This is a genomic window from Streptomyces sp. NPDC044061, from assembly GCF_056434305.1.
Window position 1 is genome coordinate 84,920 of the sequence record NZ_JBWKFL010000017.1, and the last position, 12,145, is coordinate 97,064.

12 protein-coding genes are annotated in these 12,145 nt (G+C 71.5%); 5 read left to right on the plus strand and 7 right to left on the minus strand.

The window, feature by feature from the left end:
• Positions 1–92 precede the first annotated feature (92 nt).
• Complete coding sequence (locus AC07CM_RS27175) at positions 93–647, plus strand: TetR/AcrR family transcriptional regulator (RefSeq protein WP_478879051.1); 555 nt, start codon at positions 93–95, stop codon at positions 645–647.
• A gap of 128 nt (positions 648–775) precedes the next feature.
• Entirely contained in the window at positions 776–1,510 is a 735-nt protein-coding gene (locus AC07CM_RS27180; RefSeq protein WP_478879052.1) for an aquaporin, read from the plus strand.
• A gap of 13 nt (positions 1,511–1,523) precedes the next feature.
• Here AC07CM_RS27180 and AC07CM_RS27185 read toward each other — a convergent pair whose 3' ends face one another.
• Both AC07CM_RS27185 and AC07CM_RS27190 read right to left on the minus strand, forming a co-directional pair.
• The gene (locus AC07CM_RS27185) at positions 1,524–3,347 is read right to left on the minus strand and encodes an arabinofuranosidase catalytic domain-containing protein (protein ID WP_478879053.1); all 1,824 of its coding nucleotides are present in this window, start codon (positions 3,345–3,347) and stop codon (positions 1,524–1,526) included.
• A 344-nt stretch (positions 3,348–3,691) separates the two neighbouring features.
• Positions 3,692–5,185 (minus strand): long-chain-fatty-acid--CoA ligase, encoded by a 1,494-nt coding sequence (locus AC07CM_RS27190; RefSeq protein WP_478879054.1) that lies wholly within the window; start codon positions 5,183–5,185, stop codon positions 3,692–3,694.
• A 159-nt stretch (positions 5,186–5,344) separates the two neighbouring features.
• On the opposite strand from AC07CM_RS27190, the gene AC07CM_RS27195 reads away from it, so the two are divergent.
• Positions 5,345–6,529 (plus strand): PucR family transcriptional regulator, encoded by a 1,185-nt coding sequence (locus AC07CM_RS27195; protein ID WP_478879055.1) that lies wholly within the window; start codon positions 5,345–5,347, stop codon positions 6,527–6,529.
• Positions 6,530–6,676: 147 nt separating this feature from the next.
• On the plus strand, positions 6,677–6,832 hold the full coding sequence (locus AC07CM_RS27200; RefSeq protein WP_478879056.1) for a DUF6131 family protein: 156 nt from the start codon (positions 6,677–6,679) through the stop codon (positions 6,830–6,832).
• A gap of 24 nt (positions 6,833–6,856) precedes the next feature.
• Here AC07CM_RS27200 and AC07CM_RS27205 read toward each other — a convergent pair whose 3' ends face one another.
• From AC07CM_RS27205 to AC07CM_RS27225, 5 genes are all read right to left on the minus strand, one after another.
• Entirely contained in the window at positions 6,857–7,261 is a 405-nt protein-coding gene (locus AC07CM_RS27205) for an SRPBCC family protein (protein ID WP_478879057.1), read from the minus strand.
• A gap of 10 nt (positions 7,262–7,271) precedes the next feature.
• Positions 7,272–7,724 (minus strand): MarR family winged helix-turn-helix transcriptional regulator, encoded by a 453-nt coding sequence (locus AC07CM_RS27210; protein ID WP_478879058.1) that lies wholly within the window; start codon positions 7,722–7,724, stop codon positions 7,272–7,274.
• Between the two features lie 110 nt (positions 7,725–7,834).
• Positions 7,835–8,122: a DUF1905 domain-containing protein gene (locus AC07CM_RS27215; RefSeq protein ID WP_478879059.1), complete on the minus strand. Its 288-nt coding sequence runs from the start codon at positions 8,120–8,122 to the stop codon at positions 7,835–7,837.
• 466 nt (positions 8,123–8,588) lie between these two features.
• Entirely contained in the window at positions 8,589–10,229 is a 1,641-nt protein-coding gene (locus tag AC07CM_RS27220) for a sigma-70 family RNA polymerase sigma factor (protein ID WP_478879060.1), read from the minus strand.
• 169 nt (positions 10,230–10,398) lie between these two features.
• Complete coding sequence (locus tag AC07CM_RS27225) at positions 10,399–11,199, minus strand: SDR family NAD(P)-dependent oxidoreductase (RefSeq protein WP_478879061.1); 801 nt, start codon at positions 11,197–11,199, stop codon at positions 10,399–10,401.
• A gap of 87 nt (positions 11,200–11,286) precedes the next feature.
• Here AC07CM_RS27225 and AC07CM_RS27230 point away from each other — a divergent pair, with 87 nt between their 5' ends.
• Positions 11,287–12,138 (plus strand): helix-turn-helix transcriptional regulator, encoded by an 852-nt coding sequence (locus AC07CM_RS27230; RefSeq protein WP_478879062.1) that lies wholly within the window; start codon positions 11,287–11,289, stop codon positions 12,136–12,138.
• Positions 12,139–12,145 lie beyond the last annotated feature (7 nt).

A 12,145-nucleotide genomic window follows, 5' to 3' on the forward strand; every position in this document is an offset into this window, starting at 1 on the left:
CCGCCGGACCGCCGAGTCAACAATGTTGACCGAACTTCTTGAAACCCTGACTGCCCCCGAAGGCGGGCGGTGTCCCGCCTATGCTGAGCCGCATGCTGCAGACCGGATCCGGTTCCACCACCCGCGATGCCATCCACACCGCCGCCGCCCGGCTGTTCCGGGATCAGGGGTTCGCCAGGACCACCGTCCGCCGTATCGCGGCGGACGCCGGAACCGACCCCGCGCTGGTGATCCGTCACTTCAAGAGCAAGGAGCTGCTGTTCCTGGAGACGATGCACCTGACCATCGACGACGAACCGCTGCTCGACGTCCCGCTGGAGCAGTTGGGCGAACGGCTCGCCGAACTCCTCCTCGATCTCGACGGATCGGCCCGGGGCATCTTCCTGGCCCTGGTGCGCGGCAGCAACGAACCGCAGATCCTCGACCGGCTGCGGGAGACCCACGAGAACGTGTTCACCGAGCCCTTGCGTAACCGCCTGTCCGGTCCGGACGCCGACCTGCGCGCACGGCTGGCGGCCTCACTGGCCGGCGGACTGCTGTACGCGCTGTGGGTGGCGAGGGACGAGACGCTGCTCACGACCGACCGCAAGGAACTCATCGCCCGCTACGGCGCGCTCCTCCAGGAAGTCCTGACCCCCCGCACGTGAGGCCGGCCCGTACAACTGACGGGGGACACCGGGCAGGATGGGGTGTTTCTCCAGTGTCCCCAGGCCTGGGAGGCGCCGAGACTGCCTCTCATGACTTGTGAAGCGCCGTGCGCCGGGCCGGGTGCCGCATGACCGTCCCGCTCGCTCGCCGTGCCGCCGCCGAGGCCGTCGGGTCCGGGCTGCTGGTGGCCGTGGCCGTCGGCTCCGGGATCCAGGCCACCCGGTTGTCCCAGGACGCCGGCGTGCGGTTGCTCGCCTGCTCGCTCGCCGCCGTGTTCGGCCTGGCCGTGCTGATCACGCTGCTGGGCCCGGTGTCCGGCGGCCACCTCAACCCGGCCGTCACCCTGTCCGCCTGGTGCGCCGGGCGTCGCCACGGTAGGGGTCCGACGTTGCGGGAGGTCACCGCGTACGTACCGGCGCAGGTGGCCGGGGCGATCGGGGGTGCCGTCCTGGCCGACGCCATGTTCGCGAGGCCGCTGGTGCGGCTCTCCACGATCGAGCGGTCCGCCGGCCACCTGTGGCTCGGCGAGGCCGTCGCCACCGCCGGGCTGATCCTGCTCGTCCTCGGTCTGGAGCACAGCGGCCGTGCCCGGCCGGCGCCGGCCGCTGTGGCCTCGTACATCGGCTCCGCCTACTGGTTCACCTCCTCGACCTCCTTCGCCAACCCGGCGATGACCATCGGCCGCGCGCTGACCGACAGCGCCGCCGGGATCTCTCCCGCGTCCGTCGTCCCGTTCGTCGCGGCCCAGCTCATCGGGGCCGGGCTCGGACTGGGCGCCGCGGCGGTGCTGTTCGGGCGCCCGGCTCCCGGGGAAGCCGGCGCGGCCGTTCCTGCCGGCCGGGTGGAACCCGCGTCCGGCTGACGGAGTCCCGGGTTCAGTTCAGCCGGAACCTCTGCGCTGCAGAGCCGTTGCAGTCCCAGATCTGCAGCCGGGTGCCGTTCGCCGTGGCACCACTGGGCGAGTCCAGGCAGCGGCCGGACTGCGGGTTCAGCAGCGAACCGTCGGCCTGCTGCACCCACTTCTGACCGCCGACGCCGTTGCAGTCCCACAACTCCACCTGTGTACCGTTCACCGTGCCGTTGCCGTTGATGTCCAGGCAGCGTCCCAGCCCGCTCAGGGAGTTGTCCGTGCGGTGGAGCCAGTGCTGGTCCACCGCCCAGGACTGGCAGTCCCACAGCTGCACGGCGGAGCCGTTGGCACCGGTGTCGTCGGCCGCCACGTCGACGCACTTGCCGCCCGGACCGGCGACCGGGGCGCCGCCGTTCACCGAGAACTTCTGGGCCGTGGCGCCGTTGCAGTCCCAGATCTGCAGCCGGGTGCCGTTCGCCGTGGCACCGCTCGGCGAGTCCAGGCAGCGGCCGGACTGCGGGTTCAGCAGCGAACCGTCGGCCTGCTGCACCCACTTCTGACCGCCGACGCCGTTGCAGTCCCACAACTCCACCTGCGTACCGTTCACCGTGCCGTTGCCGTTGATGTCCAGGCACCGGCCCAACGTGCCGAGAGAGCCGTCGGGGTTGTGGGTCCAGTGCTGGTCCTCGGCATAGGACTGGCAGTCCCACAACTGCACGGCGGAGCCGTTGGCACCGGTGTCGTCGGCCGCCACGTCGACGCACTTGCCGCCCGGACCGGTGACCGTCCCCTGCGGCCCGTTGGGCACGTTCGTCTCACCGGAGTAGCCGACGGAGACGATGTTCGCCTGCACCGCGTTCTCGGCCGCGTCGGTCGGGTAGCCGGAGACCATCACCCCCTCGAAGAACGTGCCCATGTTCCAGTTGCTGTTGTCGCCGCCGATGCCGAGGATGATGCCGCCCTCCTGGTGCATCGGCTGATAGCCGCCGCGCGTCGGCAGGGCGCCGTCCCACCAGGTGGTCAGACCGCCGGACCGCGCGTCGCCGCCCTTCAGGGCGTACCGCGTCTGGCCGTTGTTCTTGAGCACCGCCGTGACGAACGCGCTGCCGTTGCCGCGGTTTGCGGTGTTGGACCCGTTGTCGCCCTGGAACATGCCGTTCTCGAGATCCGCCTCGACCCAGGGTCCCGAGCCGGTGCACGGCGCGAAGTAGCACGTGGTGGCGATGCTGACCGCGTCCATGTGACCGTTGCCGGTGTCGGCCGGTGTGCTCTCGGCGTTGCCGTAGTCGAAACAGCAGGCGGAGCCCACATGGGTGCCGCTGGCCACCATGTAGGCGCCCTCGGCCCGGCCGTTGACGGCGACGCCCGAGGCCACTCCCGTGTGGCGATAGCCCACGCCGGGTGAGATCCAGACCCCGTAGACCTTGTGGCCGCCCGCGGTGACCGCGATCTCACCGGCGTCTGCCCCGCGGTCCGCGCCCGTGCCGGAGGTTCCGGCGGGGCCCGGAGTCAGGTCGTTGTGCCGCGAGGTCTGGTCGTAGATCCTCGTGATCCGGCACGTCGTGCCGCCGCAGAAGGTGTCCTGGCGGGCGGCGTCCGCGTAGCCGCCGGGAGCCAGCAGGCCGATGTCGGCGCTCGACCCGTCCGAGGCCCGGGTGACCTGGTACAGGGCGCCGTTGTAGGACGCGAAGAGAGCCCGCACCGTACTGTGCGCGGCGACGCAGGGGGTGCCGGCGCCGCCGTAGATGTCGCATGGCTGCGAGCCGGCGGCCTCCGCCGGCTCGGCAAGGCCGACCAGGGCTCCCAGCAAGAGCATCAGGACGGCAAGGATCGATCTCTCTCCGCGCATCGTCTGCTCCTCGAAGGACGGGACGTGCCTGCAACTGGCGGACACAGCAGCCGAGTTCGGCATTCGCTGTGAAGGCTGCGGACGGTATGTGCGGAAGGTACGAACCATGGTCGGTCACGTCAAGATTTGTTGCTTCCGTCTTATTCAAGGTTTTGGACGTGTCCTGGTTTGTTGTATCGGTATGACCGTCAACGCGAGTCGGCGTGCGGCGAGTTGAGCCGAGCCTTGACCAGCCCTCGTGAGCCGCCGGGTGCACCGGCGCGTCGACACAAAAGGACCACCCCCACCCCCGGGACAGGGGCGGGGGCGGGGGCCGGCGGTCTCGGTCTCGGAGTGTCGCCCGGTCAGTGGGCCGGAGCGGCGATCTCCCGCTTCAGGATCTTTCCGCTCGGGCCCATGGGCAGCGCCTCCACCAGCCACACCTGGCGCGGGTACTTGTAGGCCGCCAACCGCTCGCGCACGTACTCCTGGAGTTCCGCGGGGCTCGCCTCGGCTCCGGGGCGCAGGACGACCGCCGCCGCCACCTCCTCGCCGAGCCTTTCGTCGGGCACGCCGAGGACGGCCGCGAGCGCGACGGCGGGGTGCTCGTGCAGGACCTCCTCGATCTCCCGGGGGTAGACGTTGTAGCCGCCGCGGATGATGAGGTCCTTCTTGCGGTCGACGATGTAGAGGTAGCCGTCCTCGTCCTGCCGGGCCAGGTCGCCGGTGCGCAGCCAGCCGTCGGGTATGGCGGCCGCGGTCTCCTCCGGGCGGTTCCAGTAACCCTTCATCACGTTCGGACCGCGGACCGCGAGTTCGCCGACCTCGCCGGGAGCGACGTCCTGGCCGGTGTCGTCCACCAGCCGCACCTCCACGTCCCGGACGGGTGTCCCGATGGATCCGGCCTTGCGCGGGCGGTCCGGGTGGTTGAAGGAGACGACCGGGCTGGTCTCGGACATCCCGAAGCCCTCCAGCACCATGCAGCCGAAGCGCCGCTCGAAGCCGTGCAGGATCTCCACGGGCAGGGACGCACCGCCCGAGACGCACATGCGCAGGGTCGACACGTCGGTCTCGTCGGCACCCGGGTGCTGGAGCAGTGCCGCGTACATGGTGGGCACGCCCTCGAAGACGGTCGCGCGGTCACGGGCGATGGCGTCGAGCACGGTCTGGGGGTCGAACCGGGGCACGAGGGTGAGCGCGGCGCCGCTGTAGACGGCGACGTTCATCGTGCAGGTCTGCCCGAAGATGTGGAACAGCGGCAGACAGCCCACGATGACGTCCTCGGGGGTCATCCGCTGCACATGGACGACGTTGACCTCGGTGTTGTGCCGCAGTCCCGCGTGGGTGAGCGCGGCCCCCTTGGGACGGCCGGTGGTACCGGAGGTGTAGAGCAGCACGGCGACGTCGTCGGCGGAGACCGGGGCGATCTCGGGACGCGGTTCCAGCCGTGCCAGCTCGGCGGTGAAGGCGGCGGGTTCGACGGCCATGCGCCGCACGCCGGCCGCGGCCGCACCCTGGGCGCCCTCGCCGGGCGCCTGGTGCCACTCGAAGAGCAGCACGGCACCGGAGTCCCGCAGGTGGTACTCGGTCTCCCGCGCCTTGAGCAGCGGGTTCATCGGTACGACGATCCCCCCGGCGCGCAGGATGCCGTAGTACAGGACGACGAACTCGGGCCCGTTGGGCAGCATCAGCGCGACCCTGTCGCCGGCCCGCAGGCCCTCGGTGCGCAGGAGGGCGGCGGCCTGGGCGCTCAGCCGGTCCAGCTCGGCGTAGGTGGTGGTGGCCGTCCCCAGCCGCAACGCGGTGCTCTCGGGCTGCCGACCCGCCGTCTCGGCCAGGAACTCCGCCAGATTCGCCATGATGCCTCCTCGCACACATGCTCGCCACGCTCGCCGGGCTCCCCCGCCGACGCTCACGGCATGGTGACCTCCGTGCCGGTGGGCGTCCATGGCCGGGCGAACAGCTCACCGCTCGGAGGATTGTTCCTGGAGACAAAAGATGCCCCGTACGCTGCGTCCATGAGTCTCTCGGACGTGAGCGCGGCCCTGCGGGTGCGGCTGCCTGAACTGGGCGAGCGGATGGCGCTGCGCATCCGTGCGGAGGTCGAGTCCTACGCCGACGAGTCGCTGATTCCGTTCGCGTCGCTGCGGGAGTCCTGCACGGCCAACGCCGACCAGTTGCTGGGGCGTTTCGCGCTGGACGCGGAACCCGATGTGCGGCCCGCGGAGCGGACCGGTCGTCTCCGCGCCGAGCAGGGGGTGCCCCTGGCGGACACGCTGCACGCCTATCGGATCGGCTTCGGGTACCTGTGGGCGCAGATGGTCGAGGAGGCCCAGCGGCATCCGGAGGTCACGGACGCGCACCTGGTCGCGGGTTCGTCGGAGATCTGGGCACAGTTCGGCCGGTATGCGGAGGCGGTCGCGGCGGCCTACCGCGAGGCCAGCGCCGAGCTGGCCCTGCAACGCGAGGCGCGCCGTTCGGCGTTGGTGGAGGCGCTGTTCACGGGCGCGCTCGCGGACCGGACGACGCTGTGGGAGACGGCGCGGCAGCTCGGCCTGCCGGAGCGCGGCCCCTACGCGGTCGTGGCCGCCGCCGTGCCGGATCCGGGTGGGGAGCCGCTGCCCGGGATCGAGGCGGCCCTGCGCCAGGCCGGTGTGGCGTCGGCCTGGCGGTTGCTGCCCGACGAGCAGCTCGGGCTGCTCTCGCTGGCTCATCCGGACGCCGAGACGGTGAGCCGCCGGGCGCTGCGGCACCGCCCCGCCCGGGTGGGGGTCAGCCCCCGGTTCGACTCGCTGCGCGACACACCGCAGGCGCTGCGTTTCGCCCGGCTGGCGCTGGCCGGGTTGCCGGGCGAGGGGCCGGGCGTGGCCCGCTTCGACGACAGCCCCCTCGCCATGCTGGTCGCCGCCGCCCCCGCCGAGGGGGCACGCCTCGTCGAGGTCGTGCTGGGGCCGGTCCTGGAGCTGCCGGCGGCCGAACGGGCGCGGCTGCTGCAGACGCTCGGGCACTGGTTCACGGCCGGAGGCGCAGCCGCCGAGACGGCGGACCTGCTCTTCATCCATCCGAACACCGTGCGCTACCGGCTCCGGCGGGTGGAGAAACTGACGGGACGTTCGCTGTCGGACCCGGCCGACCTCGCCGACCTCGGCGTGGCCCTGCACGCTCTGCGGCTCGTGCCTCGGGCGGACGGGCGCGACTCCTGAGACACTGACCACCGGTCACTGACAGCTACCAAGAGGTGCAATCGGTCACACGGAGTGTCCTCGAAGGTTTCGGTGCCGCGAGTGAGATTAATCGCGACTTCGGGGCACTAGAGAAGCAGGAATGCTGCTATCGGCAGGAGGCTCATCATGATCGCCCTCGGCATCATCCTGCTCATCGTCGGCTTCATAACCGGCATTTCGATTCTGTGGACCATCGGCGTCATCCTCCTGGTGGTCGGCGCGGTCCTGTGGATCCTTGGCTCCATGGGCCACGCGGTCGCCGGCCGGCGGCACTACTGGTAGACGCCGGAACGCTCCCGCACGGCGTCACGCCTGGGTTTCCAGGACCGCCTTGAGGGTGGACAGTTCCGTGTCGACCAGGGCGATCTGTTCGTCGAAGAACCGGTCGCCGAAGGTCTGCGGCTGATAGAAGGTCATCATGAACTCGGCGCCGTCGCCGTTGGGGACGACCCGGGCGGGTACACACCAGGATGCGGTGTCGTCCACGTAGTCGTGGTCCAGGATGCCGAAGTCCGCGTCGGCGCGCAGGCGGAGCCTGGCCGGGCCGACCGGAGTCGACATGGCCCACCAGTCGGGGTCGTCGGTGGGCTCGATGGACCTGACGTTGACGACCGCCCACTTGGTCCAGTTGGAGGGGTCGGCCAGGAAGGCGAAGACCTCGGCGGCGGGGCGGTCGATGCTGACGGACTTGGTGCGGGAACGGGCGATCATGGTCGGTTCCTCAGGGAGTTCGGTGCGGTGGCACGGAATGGGGTTCACCGATGAGGCGGCGGATCCAGCTCTCCAGCTGGTCCCGCTGCCCGGTCTCGAGTGAACCGAAGAAGTGGGCGTCGTTGCGGTCGGCGAGTTCGGCCAGCACGGGGACCAGGGCGCGGCCCTCGTCGGTGAGGACGAGCAGTACGCTGCGCCGCGAGGCCGGATCCGGCTCACGCCGGATCAGCCCCTTGGCGACCAGGCGGTCCACCAGCCGGGAGACGGCGCCGGGGTCGATGGCCATGTGCTGTGCCACCGCCTTGGTGCTGGCGTGGCCGTGGAACACACTCGCCATCACCCCCCACTGGGAGACGGTGACGCCGTGCCGGCCGATCTCTGCTTCGAAGCGGGCGTGGACCTCGTCGGAGAGCCGTCGCAGCCAGTAGCCGAGATGGTCGTGCAGTCCATGTGTCGTGGTCACACCCCCAGCATCATTGCCTGGACAACTGTTGTCAAGGCAATGCTGACGCCCGGACTCCCTGAACCGACTGCCGGAGCGGCGTCCGGTGCCAGAGCTGCAGCGTCCCGGTGCTAGAGCCGCACGGTCATCTTCACGAGCACGTCGTCGCCCGCCGCGAGGCCCTGCGGTGTGCGCACCGCGTTCTTGAGCGGCAGCAGGTAGGAGCCGTCCTTCGGGAAGAGCGAGGTCGTGAAGGAGACCTCGCCGATGCGGGCCTCGACGGGAATCACGCCCCAGCCGTACGTGGCCATCGCGGCCACGTCGCGGATGTCCGTGGACTCCTCGTCCGGCACGGTGACGAAGTAGAAGGGTGACGGCGCGCGCCACTCGATCACACGGCCGGAGAAGACGAGTTCCATCAGGTCGGTCCCGTTCCTCGAGGGGCCAGGTCACGCTCAGAGTACCGGCGGCGCCGTGGCGCCGTTCGAACGATGACGACGCGGCCGTCCACGGCGCGGCGACGGCGGGTGCACAGTCGGCCGACCCTCAGTCGGGCCACGAACTCCGGTGACTCCACGGCCGGTTGCGCGAGCGCCGGGTGCGGGTCGGCCGGGGCCGCCCGCGGCGCGAGCGGATCGCGGTGGGCGGCAGCGGGACGGGACCCACGGGCCGAGACCGGGCGCGGCGCGGGCGGAGGTACATCCGTTGTCCGGAAGGGCACCCGTCAGAGAGCGGTCGACGACTCGCGCCTGTCAGACGGTGGTTGGCGGCTCACGCCTGTCACAGGCTGCTGTCAGGGAGCGGCTCGCGCCCGCCGTCCCTGCCCCACGCCCCCGAGCCTGGGCCGCCCTCGGAGTGGCGGCACTCCGCGCCGAGTGGGCGGTGTCAGAGCTTGGCGCCGAAGTCCTGGGTCCACCACGGGCCGCCCGAGCCCTTGTGGACGCCCACGCCGATGTCCTTGAACGAGCAGTTGAGGATGTTGGCGCGGTGGCCGGGGCTGTGCATCCAGGAGTCCATCACCGACTCCGGGGTCTGCTGGCCCTTCGCTATGTTCTCCCCGTACGTGGACCAGCGGTAGCCCGCGGCGGTGATCCGCTGACCGGGGTCGGCGCCGTCCGGGTTCGTGTGGTCGAAGAAGTTCCGTGCGGCCATGTCGTCGGAGTGACCCTGCGCGGCCTTCTCCAGTTGCGAGTCCTCCGTGAGCGGTCCGCAACCGGCGGCAGCGCGCTCCTTGTTCACCAGCGCGACCACCTGAGCCACGGCGTCCGAGGGAGTCGAGCTCGCCTGCGGTGCGCTGGACGCGCTTCGGGTCGGGTGGGCGGAGGGTCCGGGAGCCGATGCGCTCTTCTTCGCCGGATGAGGCTTTTTGGAGGGTTTGCTCGTCCCTTTCGAGGCCGAGGCGGACGGCGTCACGGAGGCCGAGGCCGACTGCGAGGTCTCCACGACACGGGGCGCGGAGAGGTCGACCACGGGGTCGCCGGGGGTCCGCGCGGCGGTCGCCCCTCCGTTCCCCGACCCGGAGTCCGTCCCGAAGTACCAGAGGCCGCCGCCCGCGACGCAGGCCGCCACGACCGCGCCGCCGACCGCCCGGCGCCGGATGCGCCGGCGCCGCCGGGCCTCGCCCCGGGAAGCCGCCCGGCCGCGAGCGGCGCGGTGTCCGGACGCGGGGCTCATCGCGACCGGGTCCGCGGAAGGGTCCGGCCGGGACGCCGAGCCGGCCGGGGCCATCCCACCCATGGCGGCGTGCGTCTTCGCCGACAGCGCCGTCGAGACCACCACGAGGGCCAGGCCGGCCAGCAGTCCCTCCGCGGGCATCAGCCCGCTCCACAGACCCGAGCAGCGCACGCAACCACGAGCGTGCCGGGCTATTCGCTTGCGCCACAGCGTCGAGGGCCGCCCGTCCCAGGAGGCCAGCACGCCCCGGAGTTCCTCGCACGGCGGCTGCGCGTCGAGGGCCCGCACCACCACGCGGGCCGCCTCCAGTTGGGCCTTCATCCGCTGCACCCGAACCGCCGTGTGCTGGGGCGAAAGCTCCAGAGCCGCCGCCACCTCACCGCGCGTCAGCTCGCCGGCGCACTCCAGCCACCACAGCGACAGCAGTCCCCGGTCGTCCGGCTCCAGCCAGCGGGTGGCGCGCGCGGTCTCCTGGCGCTGGCCGGACAGCTGCAACTGCACGATGGTCAGGTCGACGAAGTCCGCGCCCGGATCCGCGAGATCCTCCGCCTCCTCGACGGCGCCGGGGGCGACCTGCCGGTCCTGCCAGTGCGTCCGGACCTGGTTCATCGCGATCGCCACGAGCCAGGACCGGAAGCTCTCGGGAGTACGCAGCCCGCCCAGCGCGTCCAGGGCACGGAGCATGGTCTCCTGCACCACGTCGTCGACATCGACCGAGCCGTTCAAAGCACGCCCCACGATGTTGTAGACGAGCGGAAGGTACGCGCTGACCAGGGCATCCTGGGCCTGCGGGTCGCCCGCCCGGGCAGCGGTCACCAGTGCCGCCGACTCCACCGTGTGCTGTGTACTCATCAAAAGCTTCCCTGTCCTCGATGCCGAACGGTGCTGTCCGATACCTGGGAGACCGCTCGCCGAGCCCCGGATAACAGTTCTTTCGCAGATTCGTTCGGCCAGAGGTTCGTCGTACCGGCCGGCAAGCGCAAGGAGGGAAGTCACAGGGAGTTGCGGGCGGAAGGCGCCGTCAGGCCCGTGCCCCGCCGTCGACGGAGAGGACAGCGCCGGTCACGAAGGAGGCACGGTCGCTGAGGAGCCAGGCGGCCGCCTGCGCGATCTCGTCGGGATCGGCGGCGCGGCGCAGCGGAGTGAGCGCCCTCAGCCGCTCGAGCAGACCCGGCGATTCCGCTTCCCACGTACGGATCATTTCGGTCAGCGTGCCGCCTGGAGCGATGGCGTTGACGCGGATGCCCTCGGGGCCGTAGGTGACGGCGGCCGACTCGGTGAGGCTGTTGACCGCCCGCTTCATCGCACCGTAGGCGGGCAGTTCGGGGTTGCCGCGCAGGCTGCCGATCGACGAGTTGTTGACTATGGCCCCGGTCCCGGCGGTGGCCCGGATGGCGGCGACCTCGGCGGTCACGGAGACCCAGACGCCCTTGAGGTTGACGGCGTAGACACGGTCGAAGTCGGCTTCCGGCAGCCGGTCCATGGGGCCGGGCCGCTGGATGGTCGCGCCGTTGTTGAAGGCCACGTCGAGCCGACCGTACAGGTCCACGGCACGGTCGACGGCGGCGCGGACGCTCGCCGGGTCGGCCAGGTCGCACACCACGTGGTCCGCGGTGCCGCCCGCCGCCCGGATCTCCTCGGTCACGGCCTTCAGCTGCCCTTCCGTCCGGGCGGCGAGGAGCACCTCGGCCCCCTCCCGGGCGAACAACCGGGCCGCGGCGGCGCCGATGCCGCGGCCGGCGCCGGTGATGAAGGCGACCTTGCCGGCCAGCAGGCCCGGCGCGGCGTGGGTGGATGCGGGGGTGGTGGATGTGTCGTTCATGGCAGCGAGCCTGCGCCGGTGCGAGGAGCGCATCCAGGCACTCGCGGTACCTGGATCCGCCCCTCGCGACCCGCGCACACTGGGGGTGTGGACAGAAGGGAACTGGCGGCCTTCCTGCGCAGCAGGCGCGAGCGGATCACCCCGGCCGAGGTGGGGCTGCCCGCCGGGCCGCGTCGCCGCACGCCGGGGTTGCGTCGCGAGGAGGCGGCACAACTGGCCTTCATCTCGACCGAGTACTACACGCGGCTGGAGCAGGCACGCGGCCCGCGGCCGTCCCGCGAGGTGCTGGCGGGGCTGGCCCGGGCGCTGCGTCTCTCGGACGCCGAACGCGACCATCTCCACCACCTCGCCGGCGCACCGCCCGGCCCGCCGCCCGGGCCCGCCCGTGAGGTGCGGCAGAGCATCCTCGACCTGCTGGACCGGCTGCCGCAGGCGGCTGCGATCGTGACGTCCGCGACGTTCGAGGTGCTCGCCTGGAACGACTTGGCGGCGGCCCTCATGGAGGACTTCTCCGCCCTGCCCCGGCGCGACCGCAACCTGGTGCGCAAGGTCTTCCTCGGTCCGCGCTCCGGAGGGCGGCGGTTGTACGGGGTGTCCGACGCGGACGCGTTCGCGCGGGTCTCTGTCAGGCGCCTGCGCGCCGCCGCCGCACGCTACCCGGACGACCCCGAGATGACCGGCCTCGTGGCGGAACTCCTCGCCGGGAGCGAGGAGTTCGCCGGGCTGTGGGCCGCCCATGACGTGTCCGCCGCACCAACCCTGCGCAAGACCTTCGAGCACCCGCTGGTCGGTCCGGTCACGGTCGACTGCGACGTTCTCGACATCAGCGACCGGGACCAGCAGCTGGTGATCTACACCGCCGCCCCCGGCTCGCGTTCCGAGGAGGCACTGCGGCTGCTGTCGGTCATCGGCACCCAGCGCATGGACACGATCCGCTGAGCGTCGC

Bases quoted from the DNA above. Each gene is read 5' to 3' on its own strand.
- AC07CM_RS27175 (WP_478879051.1), top strand. From the start codon at position 93: ATGCTGCAGACCGGATCCGGTTCCACCACCCGCGATGCCATCCACACC.
- AC07CM_RS27180 (WP_478879052.1), top strand. From the start codon at position 776: ATGACCGTCCCGCTCGCTCGCCGTGCCGCCGCCGAGGCCGTCGGGTCC.
- AC07CM_RS27185 (WP_478879053.1), bottom strand. From the start codon at position 3,347: ATGCGCGGAGAGAGATCGATCCTTGCCGTCCTGATGCTCTTGCTGGGA.
- AC07CM_RS27190 (WP_478879054.1), bottom strand. From the start codon at position 5,185: ATGGCGAATCTGGCGGAGTTCCTGGCCGAGACGGCGGGTCGGCAGCCC.
- AC07CM_RS27195 (WP_478879055.1), top strand. From the start codon at position 5,345: ATGAGTCTCTCGGACGTGAGCGCGGCCCTGCGGGTGCGGCTGCCTGAA.
- AC07CM_RS27200 (WP_478879056.1), top strand. From the start codon at position 6,677: ATGATCGCCCTCGGCATCATCCTGCTCATCGTCGGCTTCATAACCGGC.
- AC07CM_RS27205 (WP_478879057.1), bottom strand. From the start codon at position 7,261: ATGATCGCCCGTTCCCGCACCAAGTCCGTCAGCATCGACCGCCCCGCC.
- AC07CM_RS27215 (WP_478879059.1), bottom strand. From the start codon at position 8,122: ATGGAACTCGTCTTCTCCGGCCGTGTGATCGAGTGGCGCGCGCCGTCA.
- AC07CM_RS27220 (WP_478879060.1), bottom strand. From the start codon at position 10,229: ATGAGTACACAGCACACGGTGGAGTCGGCGGCACTGGTGACCGCTGCC.
- AC07CM_RS27225 (WP_478879061.1), bottom strand. From the start codon at position 11,199: ATGAACGACACATCCACCACCCCCGCATCCACCCACGCCGCGCCGGGC.